The following is a 20,906-nucleotide window of genomic DNA, read 5'->3' as shown; positions in this document are numbered from 1 at the left end:
GGCGCCTCACTCCCCCAGGGTCTGCCGCCGTCGCACCGCCAGGGCGTGTGCCTCCTCCACCGCGCTCAGCGCGGCACGCGCGTCGGAGAGGTCCTCCCGGGCACCCTCGAGGGCGACCTCGGCCTCGTCCGCCTCCTCCTCGAGATCGTCCAGCCGACGTCGCAGCTCCTCGATCTCGCCGTGGACCTGGAGCCTTCGCGCGTCGTGCTCGCCGACCGCCGCCTCGGCCGCCTCGACCTCCGCGCGCGCCCCGGCCAGGGCCTGGGCTGCCTCCCGGACCGCGTCGTCGGCGCGGGCGCGCCGCAGTGCATCGTCCTCCGGTACGGCGCGCAGCCCGTGCCGAGGGTCCTCCGACTCGGCACCGGACGGCTCGGGTGCCGCCACCGGCGTCGCGCGCCCGCCCATCGCCTCCGGGACAGCCAGCACGGCGTCGACGTCGACCTCGGAGACGCCGGTCGCCCCGAACGAGGTCACCAGCAGCCCGGTGCGGACAACGTCGGCGGCCACGGGGTCCAGCAGCGCCCCGGTGAGCACGCCCTCCACCTGCTCGAGGACCGGGTCGCTCAACCGGACGCCGTACTCCCGCGCCCGAGCTCGCGCGCTCGTCGCGAGCGCGGTGGTCAGCTGGCGCCGCTGCCGCGTCAACGCACGCAGCTCGTCGCCCTGCATCGCGGCTGCGGCGGCCCGCAGCGACTCCCCGAGGGCGAGCACCTGCTCGATCTGGCCGGCCTCGCGCCGGATCAGCAGGTTCACCGCCCAGGCCGCGGCGGTGGGTCGTCGCAATGCCTTGATCCGGCGGGCGAGGTCCTTCTCGCCCTCCCGTTCCGCGTGCTTCGCTGCGGCGTCGCGGGCGGCGGTGAAGTCGGCTGCGGGCAGCGCATAGAGACCGTCGGCAACGGAGACGAGCGCGTCAGCCGAGGTCACCGATCAGCTCCTCGATCGCGCTGCGACAGGTGCGTGCCCGGATCGACGTGCGATCGCCGTCAAGATCCAAGCGCACGGATCGGGCTCCGTCCGGTCCGGCGATGCCGACGTACACCGTGCCCACCGGTTCACCCTCCTGGCGCTCCGGCCCGGCCACACCGGTCGTCGCCAGCGCCCAGTCGGTGCCGAGCAGTGCGCGGACACCTGCGGCCATCTGCTCCGCGCACTCACCGGTGATCACCCGCTCGGTGCGCACCCCCAGCAGGTCCCGCTTGACCGCGGTGGCGTAGCTGACCACCCCGCCGACGAAGGTCTGCGACGCGCCCGGCGCAGCGGTGAGCAGGGCAGCCAGCTCACCGCCGGTCAGCGACTCGGCGCACGCCACCGTCTCTCCGCGGCCCCGCAACGCCGTGTGCAGCGCCGCCGCGATCTGCTCCATGTCAGCAGAGGCTAACGTCAGGGCATGGCACAACCGATTGAGGACTACGCAGTCATCGGGGACGGGAACACCGCGGCCCTGGTCGGCAAGGACGGATCCATCGACTGGCTCTGCATTCCCCACTTCGACTCGCCGGCGTGCTTCGCCGCCCTGCTTGGCGACGAGAGGAACGGGCGATGGCTGATCGGGCCCGTCGGGCACGCCGATGTCAGCCGGCGCTACGTCGGGGACACCACCGTCCTGGAGACGACGTACACCACGGACACCGGCAAGGTCCGCGTCGTCGACCTGATGCCGGCCGGTGACGAACGCTCCGACATCATCCGTCGGATCACCGGACTCGAGGGCTCGGTGACGATGGAGCACGAGTGGCGGGTCCGCACGGACTACGGCCGGATCCGGCCGTGGGTGCACCGTGCACACAGCGGCAAGGAGGAGCTCATCGTCGCGACCGCCGGACCCGACAAGCTGGTCCTGCGCGGCGACCGGCTGCCGCGGGCAGACGACGGTCGGCACCGCGACCGGTTCGACGTCGAGGCCGGCCAGGTGCTCACCTTCGCCACAGTCTGGATCCCCTCGCACCGCCATCTCGAGGAGCCGCTCGACTACGACCCCCGGATCCAGAGCACCCTCGAGACCGAGCAGGCCTGGGCCGACGCGATCCAGTACGACGGCCGCCACCGCGACGCCGTGGTCCGCTCGCTGGTGACGCTGCGCAACCTGACCGACACCGTGACCGGGGGCATCGTGGCCGCGGCCACCACCAGCCTGCCCGAGGACTTCGGCGGCGAGCGCAACTGGGACTACCGCTACTGCTGGCTGCGGGACGCCTCCCTGACGCTGCAGGCCCTGCTGGCCTGCGGTCGATCCGACGAGGCGAACCTGTGGCGGGGCTGGCTGCTGAGAGCCGTCGCCGGCGATCCGGGCGACCTGCAGATCATGTACACCCTCGATGGCAGCCGTCGACTGCCCGAGTACGAGATCGACGAGCTGCCGGGATATGCCGGCTCCAAGCCGGTCAGGGTGGGCAACGGAGCGGTGAACCAGCGCCAGACCGACGTCCTCGGCGAGGTGATGTGCGCGCTGCACGACGCCCGCAACCACGGCCTCCCCGACTCGCGACACAGCTGGGCGATCCAGCGGGTGCTGATCGACGGCATGTCCCGCGGCTGGGAGCAGCCGGACAACGGCCTGTGGGAGATCCGCGGCCCGTTGCGCCACTTCACCCACAGTCGGGTGATGGTGTGGGCCGCCTTCGACCGGGCCGTGCGCGCCGTCGAGACCGGTGGCCTCGACGGTCCCGTGGACAAATGGCGGGACCTGCGCGACCGGGTCCGCGAGGAGGTGCTCGAGCACGGCTTCGACAAGGAGCGCAACACCTTCACCCAGCACTACGACACCACCGAGGTGGACGCCTCTTTGCTGGTGCTCCCACTGGTCGGCTTCATCGACGGCGACGATCCCCGGATGCTGGGCACCATTGCCGCCGTCGAGCAGGACCTGATGCACGAGGGCCTGCTGCTGCGCTACCGGACCCAGTCGGGCGTGGACGGTCTGGGAGGCGCCGAGCACCCGTTCCTGGCGTGCTCGTTCTGGCTCGTGTCGGCGTACGCCCTGGCCGGACGGCTCGGCGACGCAGAAGAGCTCATGGAGCGTCTGGTCGGGCTGACCAACGACGTGGGCCTGCTCAGCGAGGAGTACGACCCGGTCGGACACCGGATGGTCGGGAACTTCCCGCAGGCGTTCTCCCACCTCGCCCTGGTGCAGGCGGCGGTCACGCTGACGGCGGCGTCGGCCTCCGACGGTGCCGTACGACGTCGCTGACGAACTCCGCACCTGACGTGAGGGTGAGCACGAACGCGAGGGCCATCAGGACCGCGGCCAGCCACCACACCACGTCGCCGGGGATGTCCCAGGCGCCGGAGAGGTGCCGGAAGGGCCCGACGAATCCGCCGAGCGCGATGCCCTGGGCCATCGTCTTGGCCTTGCCGCTCCGACTCGCCGCCATCACCACCCGGCGGGCGATCGAGAGGCGCGCGAGGGTGACCGTCCACTCGCGGACCAGCACCACGACCGTGACCCACCACCAGAGCTCGCCGATCACCGACAGCCCGATGAAGGCCATCCCGGTGATCGCCTTGTCGGCGATGGGGTCGGCGATCTTGCCGAAGTCGGTGACCAGGTTGTGCTTGCGCGCGAGGTCGCCGTCGATCTTGTCGGTGACCATCGCCAGCGCGAACAGGCCGTAGGCGAGCCAACGCCAGGCGTTGTCGTGGCCGCCGTCGTGCAGGAGCGCCCAGCCGAACACCGGGACCATCAGGATCCGGAAGGTCGTCAAGGCGTTGGGGACGTTCCAGTTGCTCACTGCGGGGAGGGCCTGGTCGCCGTCGCTCACGACGCTCCTCCCGGTCGGGCGATCAGGTCCACGCCCTCGGTGTCGACGACGAGTGCGTCGATCATGTCACCGACGCGGGTCCCGGCGGGTGCGTCCTGCAGCAGCGTCGAACCGTCGACCTCGGGTCCCTGGCAGGCGGCGCGCCCCTCGACGGCCCCGTCGGCCACGCTCTCGACCAGCACCCGGACCGCCTCCCCGACGCGCTCACGCGCCCGCTGTGCGGTCAGTTCCTCGGCCAGCGAGGCGAGATGCTCGACCCGCTCCGCGATCTCGTCGGCGTCCAGCTTGTCGTCGTACGACGCCGCCTCGGTGCCGTCCTCGTCGGAGTAGCCGAACACCCCGATCGCGTCGAGGCGCGCCTCGGCCAGGAAGTCGCAGAGGATGGCGAAGTCGTCCTCGCTCTCACCCGGGAAGCCGACGATGAAGTTCGAGCGGGCGCCGGCGCCCGAGCTCACCTGTCGCGCCCTGGCCAGCAGGTCGAGGAAGGAGTCGGGATCGCCGAACCGCCGCATCCGACGCAGCACGGGTGCCGAGGCGTGCTGGAAGGACAGATCGAAGTAGTCCGCCACGCCGGGCGTGCCCGCGATGGCCTGCACGAGGCCCGGACGGGTCTCGGCGGGCTGCAGGTAGGAGACGCGGACCCGCTCGACACCGTCCACGGCCACCAACTCGGGCAGCAGCGTCTCCAGCAGTCGCAGGTCGCCGAGGTCCTTGCCGTAGGACGTGGAGTTCTCGCTGACCAGGAACAGCTCCCGGGCGCCCTGCTCGGCGAGCCAGCGGGCCTCGGCCAGCACGTCCGAGGGCCGCCTCGACAGGAAGGACCCTCTGAACGAGGGGATCGCGCAGAAGGTACATCGCCGGTCACAGCCGGACGCGAGCTTCAAGGCTGCGGTCGGCCCGGTGTCCAGACGTCGTCGCAGCGTGCGGGGGCCGGTCGCCGGCCCACCCACGCCGATGGCGTCGGTTCCTGCGGACGTGTGCTCGTGGGTGCTCTGGTGACCGGGGACGACCACGTCGGTGCCGACTCGGTCGGCGGGGCTGATCGGCAGCAGCCTGCGGCGGTCCTGTGGAGTGTGCGGGTGCAGGCTCTCGCCCGCGAGGATCGAGCGGAGCCGGACGTCGATGTCGGGATAGTCGTCGAACCCGAGCACCGCATCGGCCTCCGGGAGCGAGTCCGCGAGCTCGACGCCGTACCGCTCGGCCAGGCAGCCGACCGCGACCACAGCGCGGGTGCTGCCACCGTCCTTGAGATCGGCCGCCGCGAGCAGGGTGTCCACCGAGTCCTTCTTGGCGGCCTCGACGAAGCCGCACGTGTTCACCACCACCGCCTCGGCCTCGGCGGGATCCTCGACGAGGCGGAACCCACCCGCTTCGAGCCGGCCGGCCAGCTCCTCGGAGTCCACGTCGTTGCGGGCGCAGCCGAGCGTCACCAGCGCGACGGTGGTGGCGGTGGAGGGCGGGGCGGTGTCAGCGGAGGTCGTCATGGCCGTCATCGAGTATGACGGTCGGAGACCCGATCCGGCGAACCGGCACGGTGCCACGGCGGACTGCGGCCGCGCGCAGCCGCCATCCGGGGTGTGTGCGACTCAGCCGATCTCGCGGACCGCGGGCTGGGGCAGCATGCCGACCTGCCCACGCCAGGTGTGGCCCAGCCGGATCCGCGTCGCCGCGCCGTTGCTGGCATGCACCTGGAAGGGGCCGACACCGGCGACCCCGTGCGACTGCCCTCGGTGCAGCACGCCACGCCACAGGGCCTTGCCGTGTCGGTCCACGATCACCACCCGGCTGCGGGCTCCGATCGCCTTCACCTCGACCTGGCGGATGGTGGTCAGCGGCGACGTGATCGGGGTCTGGTTCGATGCCAGCCCGGCCGAGTCGCCCGCGTTGGGCGCGGTGATCTCGGGGGGCTGCTCGGTGAAGAACCGAGCCACGCCCCAGATCATCACCAGGCAGAGCACGGCGCCGACCAACAGGCTCCAGCGCGGTCCGCCGACGGTGGCCCGCATGCCGCCGCCCATCCCGGTGGCCAGCTCCGCCTCGAACACCCGACGGGCGTTGATCGGCCCGTGGGAGTAGTGCTCGTCATACGTGGCCATCAGCGGGTCGACGTCGAGTCCCAGGTAGCGGGCAAGAGTGCGCAGGTGGCCGCGGGCATAGAAGTCGCCGCCGCAGGGAGCGAAGTCGTCCACCTCCATCGCCTCGAGGACGTGCGGACGGATCCTGGTGCGCTCGCTCAGCTCGTCGACCGTGAGTCCCGCCCGATCGCGCGCCTGCGCCAGCACCGGTCCGATCAGGGGGTCGGGCCGAGCTGCCGGCGCGAAGTCGTCGAAGACGACCGCGCCACGCGAGGTGACGTCGGCAGGCTCGACGCGTACCGGCGTGGCGATCCGGGGACGGTCGTCGCGGACCACGTCCGCCCGCATCACCTTCCGCGCCGCACGGACCGCGGCGACAGGGTCGGCGATGCGAGGCGGTGCCGGCGCAGTCACCTGCGCGGGCGCCGGCTCGATCTCAGGCCCGGCGAGCAGCACCGGGTCGGACTGCTCCGACAGTTCCGCAGCCCGCTGGTCGGTGTCAGTGAGGGCGGATCGATCCGGGCCCTCGATGCGCTGCTCGTCGAGGTGGGCACGCTCCCGACCCCGAAGGGACACCACATCCGCCCGGCCACCGGCCAGGGCGCGCAGCTCGGCGGCAGCCGAGTCCCCGCTGGAACGGGTCCCGATGGACAGCGGCACGGTCAGCGGAGCCCCGTGCAGGCGCCGCTGCCAGGCGGCGGCGCGCCGCGAGGACGGCAGCAGCGCCTCCAGCGCGTTGCCGAGGTTGCGGGGTACGACGACGAGGCGACCATCGCGGACCGGTGTGTCCCGCTCCTCCACGACAACCTGCTCGACCGTGCCCCAGGGCAGTCCGAGCCACTCGCCGCCCAAGCGGATCCGCACCCCTTGGTCGTCGGCGACCAGCAGCGGGGTGCGTGCGTCGACAAGGGCGACCAGCTGGACCACGGCGATCGCGGCCATCACCAGGCAGATCAGCCAGTCGAGCGTGCTACCGCCCGACCCCGCCCGCTGCAGGTAGGCGATCGCCATCGCTGCCGCCCCGATGCCAAGAACCGCGCTCAGCAAGGTGTTCCGGCGGACCTCGAAGGGTGCCTGGGTCGTATCCGTCTCGCCCGGTGTCATCACTGTTCCCCCTGCAGGCTTGCGATCACGTCATCGAGATCGTCGGGCTTGACCAGCACGTCACGCGCCTTGGAGCCCTCGCTGGGTCCGACCACGCCGCGACTCTCCAGGATGTCCATCAGGCGCCCCGCCTTCGCGAAACCGACCCGCAGCTTGCGCTGCAGCATCGAGGTGGACCCGAACTGGGTCGAGACGACCAGCTCCACCGCCTGGACCACCAGGTCGAGGTCGTCGCCGATGTCGTCGTCGAGCTCACGCTTGGACGCCTGCGGCGCGGTCACGTCCTCGACGTAGGTCGGCTGGAGCTGCTCGGTGCACAGCTTGACGACCTGGTGGATCTCGGCCTCGGTGACCCAGCTGCCCTGGATCCGCGCGGGCTTGTTGGCGCCCATCGGCAGGAACAGCCCGTCGCCCTGGCCGACCAGCTTCTCCGCGCCCGGCTGGTCGAGAATCACCCGGCTGTCGGCGAGCGAGCTGGTCGCGAACGCCAGTCGCGACGGCACGTTCGCCTTGATCAGGCCCGTCACCACGTCGACGCTGGGCCGCTGGGTCGCCAGCACGAGGTGGATTCCCGCCGCCCGGGCGAGCTGCGTGATCCGCACGACCGAGTCCTCGACGTCGCGGGGCGCCACCATCATCAGGTCGGCGAGCTCGTCGACCACCACGAGCAGATAGGGGTACGGCGCGAGGACGCGCTCGGATCCGGCCGGCACCTGCACCTTGCCGCCGCGGACCGCCTTGTTGAAGTCGTCGATGTGCCGGAAGCCGAAGTTCGCCAGGTCGTCGTAGCGCAGGTCCATCTCGCGCACCACCCAGCTCAACGCCTCGGCGGCCTTCTTGGGGTTGGTGATGATCGGCGTGATCAGGTGCGGGATGCCCTCGTAGGCGTTCAGCTCGACCCGCTTGGGGTCGACCAGGATCATCCGCACCTCGTCGGGCGTGGAACGCATCAGCACCGAGGTGATCATCGAGTTGATGAAGCTGGACTTGCCGGAACCGGTCGCGCCGGCGACCAGCAGGTGGGGCATCTTGGCCAGGTTCGCCACCACGAAGCCACCCTCGACGTCCTTGCCGAGGCCGACCACCATCGGGTGGTGGTCGTTGCGCGCGGCGCCCGAGCGGAGCACGTCGCCCAGGGACACGATCTCCTTGTCCCGGTTGGGGATCTCGATGCCGATCGCCGACTTCCCCGGGATCGGGCTGAGGATGCGGACGTCGGCGCTGGCCACGGCGTACGCGATGTTCTTGCTGAGCGCGGTGACCTTCTCGACCTTGACCGCCGGGCCCAGCTCGACCTCGTAGCGGGTCACCGTCGGCCCGCGCATGTAGCCGGTCACCTGGGCGTCGATGCCGAACTCGTCGAGGACCTGGGTGAGTCGTTCGACCACGTCATCGGAGGCCTTGGAGCGTGCCTTGTGCGGGCTGCCCGGCTTGAGCACCTGGCTGTCGGGCAGCGCGTAGGCGACGTCTCCGGACAACGAGAGCTGCTCGACGCGGGCCGGCAACGGCGTGTGCGGAGGCGGTTCGAGCTGCCCGTCCGCACCGACGACGCCGACCTTGACGGTCTGCTCCTCGTCGGGATCGACCTCGGCCACCGCCTTCCTGCGGCCATGCTTCCTGACCTCGCGGTCCTCCAACACGGGGGTGTCGTAGGCAGGATCCCCCATCTCAGGGTCGACCTCGTCGCCGATGGCGGGACGACGCCGTCGCGCCCGAGATTCCTGCTCCGGCTCCTCTGCGGCGATCTGGCGACCGAGCAGTCGGTCGCGGCCCTCACGGAGCCTGGTGGGCACCTGGTAGAGCGGCGTCGCGGTGATCACGAGCAGCCCGAAGAAGGCGAGCAGCACCAGGATCGGCACCACGACGTACGCCGTGTGGAGCAGATCGGTGAGCAGCTTGGAGACCACGAAACCGAGCGCTCCGCCCGCCTGCTGCAGGTCGGACGCGTCGCCGTCCTTGGGGGCCGGGGAGCCGTTGGCGATGTGGATGATCCCGAGCACGCCGAAGAGGAACGCCGCCCAGCCGATCACCTGACGGCCCACAGGACCGTTGACCTCGGGGTTGCGCATGTTGCGCCACGCGACGAAGCAGAGCAGCAGCGGCACCAGCCAGGCGAGCAGCCCGACCGAGCCGGCCACGACCGCACGGGTGGCCGCGAACACCGAGCCGGGCAGCTGCCACCACACCGACGCCGCCACCACGACGGCGAGCGCGAGCATCAGCAGCGCGGCACCGTCCCGACGGTGCTCGGGCTCGAGCTCGCGCGCGCCCTGACCGACGCGACGCACGCCGCTGCCGACTCCACCGGCGACCCCCAGCCAGGCCCGGGCGACCCCGTGTCCCAGCACTCCGAAGCCGCGCGAAACCGGTCCGGGCCCGTTGCGTACCGCGCGGGGCGCCGTACGACGAGCCGAGGCCCCGGACGACTTCCGTGCCGACTTCTGCGCAGGCGTGCGCTTGCCGCTCCTGGACGACCGGGACCGCGAGTTCGAGCCGCGCCCGCCAGGCTTGCTGCGGGAGCTGCTCTTGCCGCGCGACGCCGGCGGGGAAGACGTACGGGTCGCCATGGTCACAACTTACGCGAAAAGTCACACCAGCCACATGCACCACAGGTGCGTGTCGAGCCACGCTGCGAACAGGCGTCAGCCGTCGGCGGGTATACGCCCGTCGGAACTGGGTACCCACGCAGGGTCACGGCGATTCAGGAGGAGATGAGCCTCATGACAACCACGACCACTCGTACGACTCACGGTCTCACCATGCGCGAGCGGATGCAGATACCCCGTTCCCGAGGGGCCACCAGTGGGTTCCTGCTGATCATTCTGGGGATCTGGGGCGGCCTGGTGCCGTTCCTCGGCCCCGTGTTCGGCTATTCCTTCACCCCGGCCAACGCCTGGGACTTCACCTGGGGCCGGTTCTGGCTGGAGATCCTGCCGGCGATCGCGACCATCATCGGCGGGCTGTGGCTGCTCGGCAGCGCGCATCGCGCCGTCGGCTCGCTGGGCGCCTGGCTCGCCGCCGCGGGCGGTGCCTGGTTCGTGATCGGCCAGGACATCAGCCGGCTTTGGAACAACGGGCTGCCCGCCGCAGGCGTGCCGGCGAGCGCGACGACCGTCGGCGCGGTCGCCGAGCAGATCGGCTACTTCGTCGGGCTGGGCACCGTCATCGTGTTCCTCTCGGCCGCCGCCCTGGGCCGACTCAGCGTGATCGGGCACCGTGACGTGCTGCCGGTGGCCGCAGCGGGCGCCCCCGTCGTCGGCACCACTGCGGGCGCACCCGTCGGTACGACGACGGCGGGGACCACCGCGACGCCCGCCGCCGGGACCGCAGCACCGGCTACCGGGCCAGCCACTGGGACAGCCACTGGGCCCGCCACTGGGACGGCCGCCACGCCCGTCGAGGGCAGCCATGCTGCGGTCCCTCCGCAGCGCACGGGTGTCGCCGACACGCCGTCGCATGCCGAGACGACGGCCGGCACCGCGCCCGCTGCCGAGGGCCAGCCGGGCGTGGACAGCGGCAGTGAGTGGGACCGGTTCCGGGGACGCTGACTCCGGCGGTCCTCCGGGCCACCGCTCAACGCGTGCGGCGCTCCCAGAGCCCGCGCACGAACGCGGCTTGGCCGGCGTGGGCGTGGACCTCCCCCACCACGCTGGCCAGCCGCACCCCGAGCGTGACCGGCGGGTCCCAACGGGTGTCCACCACCTCGTCGAGGTCGCTGGCGGTGAGTCCGCCGACGAAGCCGGCGTACCGGTCCGCGACTGCGCCGTGGTAGCCGGCCAGCAGCCTGCTGCCGACGCGGACCTGCCCGACCTGCTCGGCGGAGTGCCCGAACCCGTGGTCCTCGGCCGGGAAGGGCAGATCGAAGCGCTCATACCAGCCGGCGGCCGTCCAGGCCTGCTCGAGGCCGGCCACCGCGGCGAGGTGGTCGTCCTGGATCCGGGTCAGGTGCCACACCAGCCAGGCGATGGTGTTCCCTTCGGGACCGGGGCGCCAGCAGAGCGCGTCGTCGTCGAGGCCCTCCACGATCTGGGGCACCTGCGTGCGGACCCGGTCCAGCTCATCGGTCAGGAGCTCGTTGACGTCCATGGGCTCACGATGCCACCGCCGGCCAAGCGTTGACGGCTACTCGGCCCCGTCGAGGAACCGGTCCTCGTTCTCCCGGATGTCGGCCTCGAGCGCCTCACTCAGGTCCGCACTGACCCGCGATCCGCTCGTCGGCGCTATCGAGGCCCAGGTCTTGTCGATCGAGGCGGCGACGTCGACCGTTCGCGCGCGGACGATCTCGGGCTTCTCGACCTCGCGCGCGACGTACTTCGCGACGAACCGCCTCAGCTCACCCTCCACGTTGGCGATCCGCTGCACGATGGACGCACGGAGCCCCTCGGCTCGCACGGTCGCCTGGACGTCCGAGGCGCGAGGCGGGAGGACGTCGATGAAGATGCGCACCCCGGTCAGCGCGCGCGCAGTCAGGACCAGCGGGACCTCGAGCTCTGCGTGGAAGCGATGCGTCTCGACCTGGAGGTCGACCTCGAAGTCGAGGGTCACCGGCACGATGACGCGATAGCTGAGCAGCTCGTCGTCGACCCTGCTGATCGTCGCGCTCCCGATGCCGCCGTGCGCGGTGATCCTGGCCAGCCGGCCGGGCCCGACGCCCATCGGGCCCAGCGCGATCGGCTGCCCGGACAGTGCTGAGACACCGCTCAGCACCCGGTCAGCGGTCACCGCCGCGCGGAAGAACGCACCGCCCCACGACTCGTAGGAGATGTACTCGGCCTCGGTGACCGCTGGGGGAGGGTCCGCAGGGGCATCGGACGCCATACTCAGGCCTCCAGCACGACCGGGATGATCATCGGTCGGCGGCGATGCGTGTTGGACACCCACCGACCGACGACCCGCCGGATGGTCTGCTGGAGCTGGTAGGTGTCGTCGACACCCTCGCTGACCGCCTTGTCGATCGCATCCATGATCGGCTGCCTGATGCCGTCGAAGGTGGTGTCGTTCTCGGCGAAGCCACGGGCGTGGATCTCGGGTCCGCTGAGCACCTTGCCGGTCTGGGAGTCCAGGACGACGATCACCGAGATGAACCCCTCCTCGCCGAGGATCCGACGGTCCTTGAGCGAGGACTCGGTGATGTCCCCGATGGAGCTTCCGTCGACGAACACGTAGCCGCACTCGACCTTGCCGCTGATCCGGGCCCGGCCGTCGACCAGGTCCACGACGACGCCGTCCTCGGCCACCACGACGTTCTCGGCCGGTACGCCGGTGGCGCGGGCCAGGTCGGCGTTCGCGTGCATGTGCCGGGTCTCGCCGTGCACCGGCATCACGTTGCGGGGCTTGACGATGTTGTAGCAGTAGAGGAGCTCACCGGCGCTGGCGTGTCCCGAGACGTGCACCAGGGCGTTGCCCTTGTGCACCACTTCCGCGCCGCAGCGGATCAGCCCGTTGATGACCCGGTAGACGGCGTTCTCGTTGCCGGGGATCAACGACGAGGCGAGGACGACGGTGTCGCCCGGTTCGATCTGCACGAAGCTGTGGTTGCGCTGTGCGATCCGCGACAACGCGGAGAGGGGCTCGCCCTGGGAGCCGGTCGAGATCAGCACCACGCGGTCCGGCGGCACGTCGGCCAGCGCCTTGGCGTCCACCAGCAGGTCCGGTGGCACGTCGAGGTAGCCGAGGTCACGCGCGATCGCCATGTTGCGCACCATGGAGCGGCCCACGTAGGCGACCTTGCGGCCGTGGCGCGCGGCGGCGTCCATCACCTGCTGCACCCGGTGCACGTGCGAGGCGAAGCAGGCCACGATGATCCGCTGCTTGCTCTGGTGGAACACCCGGTCCAGAACCGGTGCGATGTTGCGCTCGGAGGTGGTGAAGCCCGGGACCTCCGCATTGGTCGAGTCCGTGAGGAAGAGGTCCACGCCCTCCTCCCCCAACCTGGCGAACGCCCGCAGGTCGGTGATCCGTCGGTCCAGGGGTAGCTGGTCCATCTTGAAGTCGCCGGTGTGCAGGACTGTCCCCGCGCCGGTGCGGATCGCGACCGCGAGCGCATCGGGGATGGAGTGGTTGACCGCGACGAACTCCAGGTCCCACGGCCCGAAGCTGATCCGGTCGCCCTCGGTGACGATGTGCTGGCTGGTGTCCTTGATGCGGTGCTCGCGCAGCTTGGAGCCGACCAGCGCCAAGGTGAGCTGGGAACCGACCAGCGGGATGTCGGAGCGCTCGCGCAGCAGGTAGGGCACCGCACCGATGTGGTCCTCGTGGCCGTGGGTCAGCACCAGTGCGTCGATGAGGTCGAGCCTGCCGCGGATGGCGTCGAAGTCGGGCAGGATCAGGTCGACCCCTGGATGGTTCTCCTCGGGGAACAGCACGCCGCAGTCCACGACGAGGAGCCGGCCGTCGTACTCGAAGACCGTCATGTTGCGGCCGACCTCGCCGAGGCCGCCCAGGGCGACCACCCTCAAGCCGCCAGCGGGGAGCTCGGGCGGAGGGCTGAGCTCGAAGTGGGGATGGCTCACAGCAGACCCGCCGCCGTCAGGCCGCCGCGCAACGCAGCGAGCTCGTGGTCGTCGAGCTCCATCAACGGTGGTCGGACTCTGCGGTTGTCCAGGACGCCGGCGAGCTGCAGGGCGGCCTTGGCGGTCGTCGCGCCGTAGTTCGGCACCCCCATCACCGCGTCGAACGCTGGGGTCAGACCCCGGTAGGCCGTCAGTGCGCCGGCGTGGTCGCCGGCGCCGAAGGCGTCCATCATCGCGGCCAGCTGCGGACCGGCGACGTGGCCGACCACGCTGACCAGGCCGCACCCGCCGTGCGCCAGGTAGCCGAGCGTGTTGGCGTCATCACCGGAGTAGACGGCGTAGCCGAGCCCCGTCAGAACGGCCGCCCGGGCGAAGAGCCCGGTCGCATCCTTGACCGCGACCACGAGGTCGTGATCGGCCAGGGCCTCGAAGACAGGCATCGCGATCGTGGTCCCGGTGCGCGCCGGGACGTCGTACAGCATGGTGGGTAGGCCACCCGCCTCGACCACAGCGCGGAAGTGGGCCAGGACGCCTGCCGGGGAGGGCTTGCTGTAGTACGGCGTGACCAGCAGGACACCGTCCGCCCCTGCCTTGGCCGCCTGCTCGGCAAGCTCGACCGAGTGGTTCGTGCTGTTGGTTCCCACGCCGGCCACGACCGTCGCCCGGTCGCCCACCGCCGCCTTCGTCGCGGCCACGATCTCGCCATCCTCGCCGATCGACGTGGTCGGCGACTCGCCGGTGGTCCCGGAGACGACGATGCCGTCATGGCCGTGATCGACGAGGTGGGTGGCCACGGCCGCCACCGCGTCGAGGTCGACCGACCCGTCCTCGCGGAACGGGGTCACCATCGCGGTGAGCATGCGCCCGAAGGGCGCCGCGGGAAGACTCATGCCGCCTAGGTTAGTGGCCCCGGGCCGCCGAGGGCCCATCGACGGCGCGTCGACGCGGCCCGGCGCCCCGCGGGCCACGCCGGCGCGTGACGGAACGGCCACGGAATCTGCGATTCCGCACCGGGCCCCAGCAGTGCGCGACCAACCACGCAGAGGCGATCACTCCACCTCGAGCGCCTCGAGGATCCGATCGACCAGCACCGGCACCTCGGGTCCGACGTCGACGACGATGCCCGCCTCGTCGGGTCCGAGCGGCTCGAAGGTGGCCCACTGGGAGTCCATCAGCGAGGACGGCATGAAGTGGCCGTGCCGGGCCGCCTGCCGCTCGGCGATCAGATCGCGGTCCCCGGTCAGCTGCGCCGTCCATGCGTCCGGACAGGCCTCCCGGACCAGGTCGCGGTAGGACCGCCTCAGGGCCGAGCAGGCCACCACCCCCTCGTGGTCGTGCAGCCAGCGGCCGATGCTGCGCAGCCAGGGCCGACGGTCGTCGTCGGTGAGTGCGATGCCGGCGGTCATCTTGTCCACGTTGGCTTTGCTGTGGAAGTCGTCTCCGTCGCGGAACGCCACGCCGAGCGCGTCCGCCAGCTCGCTGCCCACCGTCGACTTGCCCGACCCCGACACGCCGGCGACCACGATGCGCCGGCCCGCTCGATCAGACATGCGGCATCACCTCGGCCGCCACCAGGGCGAGGTGGTCGAGGTCGCTCAGGTCCAGGGTCTGCAGGTAGATCCGCTCGGTGCCGAGCCGCGCGAACTCACCGATCCGCTCGACGACCTCGGCAGGGGTCCCGGCGAGGCCGTTCTCGCGGAGCTCGTCGACCTCTCGACCGATCGCTGCCGCCCGTCGCGCGATCTCGGCCTCGTCGGACCCGCAGCACAGCACGAGCGCGTTGGACCAGACCACCGAGTCCGGGTCGCGACCGATGTCCTCGCAGGCGCGGCGTACGCGCGCGAACTGGGCGGCGGTCGTGTCCCTCGAGACGAAGGGAAGGTTGAACTCGGCGGCGAACCGGGCGGCCAGCACCGGTGTACGGCGCCTGCCCACGCCGCCGATGATCACCGGCGGATGGGGCTGCTGCACCGGCTTGGGCAGCGCCGGGGAGTCGGAGATCGGGTAGTGCGGACCCGGATGGCCGAACCGCTCCCCCGCCGGTGTCCGCCACAGCCCGGTGATCACCTCGAGCTGCTCGGCCAGCCGGTCGAAGCGCTCCGAGGTCCCGGGGAACCCGATGCCATACGCGGTGTGCTCGGCCTCGAACCAGCCCGCTCCGATGCCCAGCTCTACCCGCCCTCCGCTCATCGCGTCGACCTGCGCCACCTGGATCGCCAGTGGACCGGGCAGCCGGAAGGTGGCCGAGGTCATCAGCGTGCCGAGCCGGATGCTCGTGGTGTCCCGGGCCAGTCCGGCCAGCGTCATCCACGCGTCTGTGGGCCCGGGCAGGCCCTCGGTGCCCATGCCCAGGTAGTGGTCGGAGCGGAAGAATGCCCCGAAGCCGAGCCTCTCGGCGTGCAGCGCGACCGCGAGCAGGTCGTCGTACGTCGCGCCCTGTTGCGGCTCGGTGAACACGCGCAGATCCATGAGAGCCAACGTAGCGGCCGTAGTGTCAGCGCATGCGACTGAGCACCGTCATCATCGCCCACGATCGCTGGCACGGAGGCGGCCGCGCTACATGGCACCGAGCCGAGCAGCTCGGCTTCCACGCCGCCTACACCTACGACCACCTGTCCTGGCGCAGCTTCCGAGACCGACCGTGGTGGGGTGCCGTGCCGACCCTGACCGCGGCAGCAGCGGTCACCGAGCGGATCCGGCTCGGCACCATGGTGACCTCGCCGAACTTCCGGCACCCGGTCACGCTGGCCAAGGACCTGGTCGGCCTCGACGACGTCTCCGGCGGTCGGGTCACCCTCGGCATCGGCGCTGGCGGAACCGGGTACGACGCCACCGCCATGGGGCAGCAGGCCTGGTCGCGCAGCGAGCGCACCCGCCGGTTCGAGGAGTTCGTCACGATGCTCGACCGGCTGCTCCGCGAGCCCGAGGGTGTGACGCAGCGCGGAGAGTTCTACGCGGCCGACGAGGTACGCAACCTCCCCGGCTGCGTCCAGCAGCCCCGACTGCCCTTCGCCGTCGCGGCCACCGGACCACGCGGACTCGCGCTCGCGGCGCGGTACGGGCAGGCCTGGGTCACCACCGGAGACGACTCCGTCACCACGAACGGGACGCCGGCGCAGTCCCTGGCCGCGCTACGCGGACAGCTGGGCCGGCTCGACGAGGCCTGCACCGCCGCGGGCCGCGATCCCGCCGAGCTCGACCGGATCCTGCTGGCCGGCTTCACCCCCGAGCAGCAGGGGCCGCTGGCCTCGCTCGCGGCCTTCGACGACTTCGCCGGTGCGCACGCCGAGCTGGGCTTCACCGAGCTGGTGCTGCACTGGCCGGTCGCGGACTCGATCTTCGCCGCCGACCCTCGGGTGTTCGAGCAGATCGCAGTGGAGAGGGCGTCAGGCTAAGTCGCGCACCCGCTCGAGCCACACCCACTCGTAGCCGACCGGGCCGTCCGGACCGGGCTCGCGCCGGACCTCACGCCACTGCGCCCGGTCGAACGCCGGATAGTGCGTGTCCCCGACCGGGGAAAGGTGCACCTCGGTGAGCACCTGGAGGTCGGCGAGCGGGAGGGCCTCGGCGTAGACCCCGGCACCGCCGATGACCGCCACGTCGCCGTCGTACGCCGCGGCCTGCTGGAGGGCGCCGGCGAGGGAGCCGGCGACCTGGACGCCGGACGCGGTCCAGGCGGGGTTGCGGGTGACCACGATGTTGGGGCGCCCCGGCAGCGGCCGGCCGATGGAGTCGAAGGTGGCCCGCCCCATCACCAGCGTGTGCCCACGAGTGACCTCCTTGAAATGCGCGAAGTCCGCGGACAGGTGCCACGGGATGGCGCCCGCTGCGCCGATCACACCGTTGTCGGCGACCGCGGCCACGAGGATCACGCGACGGCCACCCGCCGGGCCGCTCGTCCGGGTCATACCGCGATCGGCGCCTTGATCCCCGGGTGCGGGTCGTAGCCCTCGAGCTCGATGTGCTCGAGGTCGAAGGCATCGAGCTCGGTGACCGACGGTTCCAGCACCAGGGTCGGCAGCGGCCGCGGCTCGCGGGTGAGCTGCAGTCGGGCCTGGTCGAGGTGGTTCAGGTAGAGGTGGGCGTCACCCAGGGTGTGCACGAAGTCGCCGACGTCGAGGCCGGTCACCTGCGCGACCATGTGGGTGAGCAGCGCGTAGGACGCGATGTTGAACGGCACGCCGAGGAACACGTCGGCGGAGCGCTGGTAGAGCTGGCAGGACAGCCGGGGGCGCTCGCCAGGCCCCGGCGCGGGCGCGACGTAGAACTGGAACATCGTGTGGCACGGCGCCAGGGCCATGTCGGGGATGTCGGCGACGTTCCACGCCGAGACGATGTGCCGGCGCGAGTCGGGATTGCTCCGCAGGCCCTCGATGATCTGCGCGAGCTGGTCGACGTGCCGCCCGTCCGGGGTGGGCCACGAGCGCCACTGGTAGCCGTAGATCGGCCCGAGGTCGCCGTCAGCGTCGGCCCACTCGTCCCAGATCGTGATGCCCCGATCGTGGAGCCACTTCACGTTGGTGTCGCCACGCAGGAACCAGAGCAGCTCGCCGAAGACCGACCGGGTGTGCACCTTCTTGGTGGTGACCAGGGGAAAGCCGGCACCCAGGTCGAAGCGCATCTGGTGGCCGAACACCGACCGCGTCCCGGTGCCGGTGCGATCCGACTTGACCACACCGTCGTCGAGGATCCGCTGGACGAGGTCGAGGTAGGCGCGCACAGGTCGATCCTACGGGCGCCGCGCGACCGCCGATGAGAGGATCGAGCGTGTCCCTCGGCCTGGCCGCCGCGATCGTCGCGGCTCTCCTCTACGGCGCGCCTGCTGCGCTGCAGGCGCACGCGTCCCGCAGGCTTCCGGAGGGACCCTGGCTGCGCATGCTCAGGGCCGGGCTCGCGGACCGGTTGATGTACGTCGTCGCCGGGCTCTACGGCCTCGGGGCCCTGGCCCAGTACGTATCGATCCAGCAACTGCCCCTCTACCTCGCCCAGGCGGCGGTCGCCGGCTCGCTGATCTTCACCGCCCTCGCATCGGCGTGGTACCTGCACGAGTGGCCCTCGGCTCCGGAGTGGACCGCGCTGTCCGTGGTCTGCATCGGACTCGGCCTGCTCGCGCTGGGCGCGGGCGGCGTCGGCGGCCACCGCGCGGACCACGGGCTGCTGCCCGCGATGTACGCCGGCGGGGTGGCGATCGCGGTGCTGGGCGTGCTGGCTCGCAAGCTCTCCGGGACGGTCGGCAGCGCAGTGCTGGGCACGCTCGGTGGTACGGCGTACGCGGGCGTCCCGATCGGAGCCCGGGTACTGGTGGCGCCGTACCTGCGCTGGCAGACGATCGCCGTCCTGGGCGCGATCAGCATCTTCGGCATCCTGGGCTTCGTTCTCTACTCCCTGGCGCTGCAGCGCGGAGTCGTGAACGCATCCACCGCTCCGATGATCCTGACCCAGACCACGCTGCCCGCCGTCATCGGCGTGGCACTCTTCCACGACGGGATCCGGGCGGGCTGGGGATGGATCGTCGTGCTGGGTCTCGCGCTGAGCATGACCGGCACCGTGGCGGTGTCTGTGGTGGCCCCTCCACTCGAGGACCTGACACCTGAGAGGGTGGACCAATGACCAGCGCCGACGTCTCCTGCCGGGTGGCCTGGGCCGACGACGCGGCTGCGATCGCCGCGGTGCAGGTCCGCGCCTGGCGCGAGTCGTACGCCGAGCTCTTCCCACCCGGACTCCTCGACACGATGCAGCCCGACGAGCTCGCCCAGGGGTGGGCCCACTCCCTGACCGCGCCGCCGGATGCGCGGAACCGGGTCCTGGTCGCCCTGGAGCGCAACCTGGTCACCGGGTTCGCGATGACCGGGCCGGCGACCGACCCCGACTGCGATGCGGTCGCCGACGGTGAGATCACCGACCTGACCATCGATCCGCACAAGCGCGGGCAGGGCCACGGTTCCCGGTTGATGCAGGCCTGCGTCGACACCTTGCGTGCCGACCGCTTCGTGCACGCGGTGACCTGGCTGGCGTCCACCGACGACGCCCTGCGCACGTTCCTGACCAGCGCCGGCTGGGCGCCCGACGGCGCGCACCGCACCCTCGACCTGCACGGCGACGGCACCGTCACCGTCAACCAGGTCCGGCTGCACACCGACCTCGGTGCACCCGGTGCCGACTGAGACGACCGTCCCCGGTGGGCATCCCGACATCGTCCGCCAGGGCCTCGCGGTAGCGGTCGCGACCGGTGCCTACGGCGTCTCCTTCGGCGCCATCTCGGTCGCCTCCGGCCTGGACGTCTGGCAGACCTGCGCCCTGTCGCTGCTGGTGTTCACCGGCGCATCGCAGTACGCGATGGTCGGGGTGATCGGCTCCGGCGGCGCGCCCCTGTCCGGAGCGCTCACCGGGCTGCTGCTCGGCAGCCGGAACATGCTCTACGGTCTCCGGCTGGCTCCGCTGCTCGGCCTGCGCGGCGTACGACGGATCCTCGGCGCGCACGTGGTGATCGACGAGTCGACCGCGATGAGCATCAACCGTCCTACCCCGGATGCGGCGCGGGTGGGCTTCTGGACCACGGGGGTGGGGATCTTCGCGCTCTGGAACCTCGCCACGCTGCTCGGGGCCGTCGCCGGCGACCAGCTCGGGGACCCGCGTCGCTACGGCCTCGACTCCGCCGTCGGCGGCGCGTTCCTGGCCCTGCTCTGGCCACGCCTGCGCAACCGGCGCAACCTGCTGACCGCGGTGCTCGGTGTGGCCGTTGCGCTGGCCCTGGTGCCGATCACGCCGCCGGGCGTTCCGGTGCTGGCGGCGGCGGTCGTCGCGGTGGCGATCGGGCTGCCGCCGGGCCCAGCGGACCCGACCGAGATCCCTACCCGGGAGGACCTGTGATCTGGGTCGCGGTGATCGGGTGCGCGGTGGGCTGCTACCTGCTGAAGCTGGCCGGCCTGTCGGTGCCGCCCAGGGTCCTCCAGCGCCCGGTCGTGGAGCGAGTCGCCGACCTGCTCCCGGTGGCGCTGCTCGCGGCACTCATCGGGGTGCAGGTGCTGGCGTCGCCCGGCAGCCACGGCCAGCACCTCACCCTCGACGCCCGACTGGCCGGGCTCGCGGTGGCGGTCGTCGCGCTGCTGCTGCGCGCGCCCTTCCTGGTCGTCGTGGTGGTCGCCGCGGCCACCGCGGCGGTCATCCGCCTCCTCTGACCCGGCGGCCTCCCCGACAGAATGAGGGCGAGGGACCCGTGTGCCCAGCACGGGGCCCTCGCCCGGTTGGCCCCACGACCGCGCCACTATCGGTGGCCACGGTCTAGCCCTGTGGGGTCAAGACACGTCCACCGCGCTCCAGGCCCTGGCGACGGCCGACTGCTCGGGACTGCCCGAGCGGTAGAGATCAGCGGCGGCCTGCAGGGTCGCCGTACGCGCTCCTGCGTAGTCGGTGTTCGAGGTGTGCCTGCGCATGCCTCTCCCGAGAGTGTGGTGGTG

22 protein-coding genes are annotated in these 20,906 nt (G+C 71.5%); 7 read left to right on the top strand and 15 right to left on the bottom strand.

Annotated features, from left to right (window positions below; genetic code table 11):
- Nucleotides 1–6: 6 nt before the first annotated feature.
- A complete protein-coding gene (locus tag Q9R13_RS19995) occupies nt 7–924 on the bottom strand; it encodes a hypothetical protein (protein ID WP_310962935.1) in 918 nt (305 codons plus the stop codon).
- Nucleotides 911–1,363: a CinA family protein gene (locus Q9R13_RS19990; RefSeq protein ID WP_310962934.1), complete on the bottom strand. Its 453-nt coding sequence runs from the start codon at nt 1,361–1,363 to the stop codon at nt 911–913. Before Q9R13_RS19990 ends, Q9R13_RS19995 begins: the two co-directional genes overlap by 14 nt.
- 24 nt (nt 1,364–1,387) lie before the next feature.
- Here Q9R13_RS19990 and Q9R13_RS19985 point away from each other — a divergent pair, with 24 nt between their 5' ends.
- The gene (locus tag Q9R13_RS19985) at nt 1,388–3,187 is read left to right on the top strand and encodes a glycoside hydrolase family 15 protein (RefSeq protein ID WP_310962932.1); all 1,800 of its coding nucleotides are present in this window, start codon (nt 1,388–1,390) and stop codon (nt 3,185–3,187) included.
- Here Q9R13_RS19985 and pgsA read toward each other — a convergent pair.
- The 4 genes from pgsA to Q9R13_RS19965 form a co-directional block, all read right to left on the bottom strand.
- Complete coding sequence (gene pgsA / locus Q9R13_RS19980; RefSeq protein WP_310962931.1) at nt 3,138–3,758, bottom strand: CDP-diacylglycerol--glycerol-3-phosphate 3-phosphatidyltransferase; 621 nt, start codon at nt 3,756–3,758, stop codon at nt 3,138–3,140. The genes Q9R13_RS19985 and pgsA overlap by 50 nt on opposite strands.
- Nucleotides 3,755–5,242 carry a MiaB/RimO family radical SAM methylthiotransferase gene (locus Q9R13_RS19975; RefSeq protein WP_310962930.1) on the bottom strand — a complete coding sequence of 496 codons (1,488 nt, stop codon included), beginning with the start codon at nt 5,240–5,242 and terminating at the stop codon, nt 3,755–3,757. Before Q9R13_RS19975 ends, pgsA begins: the two co-directional genes overlap by 4 nt.
- 102 nt (nt 5,243–5,344) lie before the next feature.
- Entirely contained in the window at nt 5,345–6,937 is a 1,593-nt protein-coding gene (locus Q9R13_RS19970) for a RodZ domain-containing protein (RefSeq protein ID WP_310962929.1), read from the bottom strand.
- Nucleotides 6,937–9,504: a DNA translocase FtsK gene (locus tag Q9R13_RS19965; protein WP_310962928.1), complete on the bottom strand. Its 2,568-nt coding sequence runs from the start codon at nt 9,502–9,504 to the stop codon at nt 6,937–6,939. Before Q9R13_RS19965 ends, Q9R13_RS19970 begins: the two co-directional genes overlap by 1 nt.
- A gap of 153 nt (nt 9,505–9,657) precedes the next feature.
- Here Q9R13_RS19965 and Q9R13_RS19960 point away from each other — a divergent pair, with 153 nt between their 5' ends.
- The gene (locus Q9R13_RS19960) at nt 9,658–10,485 is read left to right on the top strand and encodes a hypothetical protein (RefSeq protein ID WP_310962927.1); all 828 of its coding nucleotides are present in this window, start codon (nt 9,658–9,660) and stop codon (nt 10,483–10,485) included.
- A 25-nt stretch (nt 10,486–10,510) separates the two neighbouring features.
- Here the strand turns inward: Q9R13_RS19960 and Q9R13_RS19955 are convergent, their stop codons facing one another.
- The 6 genes from Q9R13_RS19955 to Q9R13_RS19930 all read right to left on the bottom strand — a co-directional run bounded on the left by Q9R13_RS19955 (nt 10,511) and on the right by Q9R13_RS19930 (nt 15,918).
- Nucleotides 10,511–11,023, bottom strand: coding sequence for a mycothiol transferase (locus Q9R13_RS19955; RefSeq protein ID WP_310962926.1), 513 nt, complete (start codon nt 11,021–11,023; stop codon nt 10,511–10,513).
- Nucleotides 11,024–11,059: 36 nt separating this feature from the next.
- Nucleotides 11,060–11,755, bottom strand: a complete 696-nt coding sequence (locus tag Q9R13_RS19950; RefSeq protein WP_310962925.1) for a hypothetical protein — start codon at nt 11,753–11,755, stop codon at nt 11,060–11,062.
- 2 nt (nt 11,756–11,757) lie between these two features.
- On the bottom strand, nt 11,758–13,449 hold the full coding sequence (locus Q9R13_RS19945) for a ribonuclease J (RefSeq protein WP_310962924.1): 1,692 nt from the start codon (nt 13,447–13,449) through the stop codon (nt 11,758–11,760).
- On the bottom strand, nt 13,446–14,339 hold the full coding sequence (gene dapA, locus Q9R13_RS19940) for a 4-hydroxy-tetrahydrodipicolinate synthase (RefSeq protein ID WP_310962923.1): 894 nt from the start codon (nt 14,337–14,339) through the stop codon (nt 13,446–13,448). Before dapA ends, Q9R13_RS19945 begins: the two co-directional genes overlap by 4 nt.
- Nucleotides 14,340–14,498: 159 nt before the next feature.
- Nucleotides 14,499–14,999, bottom strand: a complete 501-nt coding sequence (locus tag Q9R13_RS19935; RefSeq protein ID WP_310962922.1) for a gluconokinase — start codon at nt 14,997–14,999, stop codon at nt 14,499–14,501.
- Nucleotides 14,992–15,918 (bottom strand): LLM class F420-dependent oxidoreductase, encoded by a 927-nt coding sequence (locus Q9R13_RS19930; protein WP_310962921.1) that lies wholly within the window; start codon nt 15,916–15,918, stop codon nt 14,992–14,994. Before Q9R13_RS19930 ends, Q9R13_RS19935 begins: the two co-directional genes overlap by 8 nt.
- A 32-nt stretch (nt 15,919–15,950) precedes the next feature.
- Between Q9R13_RS19930 and Q9R13_RS19925 the strand changes: the two genes are divergently transcribed.
- The gene (locus tag Q9R13_RS19925; protein ID WP_310962920.1) at nt 15,951–16,844 is read left to right on the top strand and encodes an LLM class flavin-dependent oxidoreductase; all 894 of its coding nucleotides are present in this window, start codon (nt 15,951–15,953) and stop codon (nt 16,842–16,844) included.
- On the opposite strand, the gene Q9R13_RS19920 is transcribed toward Q9R13_RS19925, so the two are convergent.
- Together Q9R13_RS19920 and Q9R13_RS19915 are read right to left on the bottom strand one after the other, a co-directional pair.
- Nucleotides 16,836–17,357, bottom strand: a complete 522-nt coding sequence (locus tag Q9R13_RS19920; RefSeq protein WP_310962919.1) for a dihydrofolate reductase — start codon at nt 17,355–17,357, stop codon at nt 16,836–16,838. The two genes, Q9R13_RS19925 and Q9R13_RS19920, sit on opposite strands and share 9 nt — an antisense overlap.
- Nucleotides 17,354–18,169, bottom strand: a complete 816-nt coding sequence (locus Q9R13_RS19915; RefSeq protein WP_310962918.1) for a thymidylate synthase — start codon at nt 18,167–18,169, stop codon at nt 17,354–17,356. Before Q9R13_RS19915 ends, Q9R13_RS19920 begins: the two co-directional genes overlap by 4 nt.
- A gap of 47 nt (nt 18,170–18,216) precedes the next feature.
- On the opposite strand from Q9R13_RS19915, the gene Q9R13_RS19910 reads away from it, so the two are divergent.
- From Q9R13_RS19910 to Q9R13_RS19895, 4 genes are read left to right on the top strand one after another with little or no spacing between them, the layout of a single operon-like run.
- Nucleotides 18,217–19,059, top strand: coding sequence for a hypothetical protein (locus Q9R13_RS19910; RefSeq protein WP_310962917.1), 843 nt, complete (start codon nt 18,217–18,219; stop codon nt 19,057–19,059).
- Nucleotides 19,056–19,613, top strand: coding sequence for a GNAT family N-acetyltransferase (locus Q9R13_RS19905; RefSeq protein WP_310962916.1), 558 nt, complete (start codon nt 19,056–19,058; stop codon nt 19,611–19,613). The genes Q9R13_RS19910 and Q9R13_RS19905 overlap by 4 nt, the downstream gene beginning before the upstream one ends.
- Nucleotides 19,603–20,319, top strand: a complete 717-nt coding sequence (locus tag Q9R13_RS19900) for an AzlC family ABC transporter permease (protein ID WP_310962915.1) — start codon at nt 19,603–19,605, stop codon at nt 20,317–20,319. Before Q9R13_RS19905 ends, Q9R13_RS19900 begins: the two co-directional genes overlap by 11 nt.
- Entirely contained in the window at nt 20,316–20,627 is a 312-nt protein-coding gene (locus Q9R13_RS19895; protein WP_310962914.1) for an AzlD domain-containing protein, read from the top strand. Before Q9R13_RS19900 ends, Q9R13_RS19895 begins: the two co-directional genes overlap by 4 nt.
- 117 nt (nt 20,628–20,744) lie before the next feature.
- Here Q9R13_RS19895 and Q9R13_RS19890 read toward each other — a convergent pair whose 3' ends face one another.
- Nucleotides 20,745–20,882: a M4 family metallopeptidase gene (locus Q9R13_RS19890; protein ID WP_310962913.1), complete on the bottom strand. Its 138-nt coding sequence runs from the start codon at nt 20,880–20,882 to the stop codon at nt 20,745–20,747.
- Nucleotides 20,883–20,906: the final 24 nt, after the last annotated feature.

Source organism: Nocardioides marmorisolisilvae, assembly GCF_031656915.1.
Taxonomy (GTDB): domain Bacteria; phylum Actinomycetota; class Actinomycetes; order Propionibacteriales; family Nocardioidaceae; genus Marmoricola; species Marmoricola terrisoli.
The sequence above is the reverse complement of the archived record's forward strand: the minus strand, read 5'-3'. Positions and strand labels throughout refer to the sequence as shown.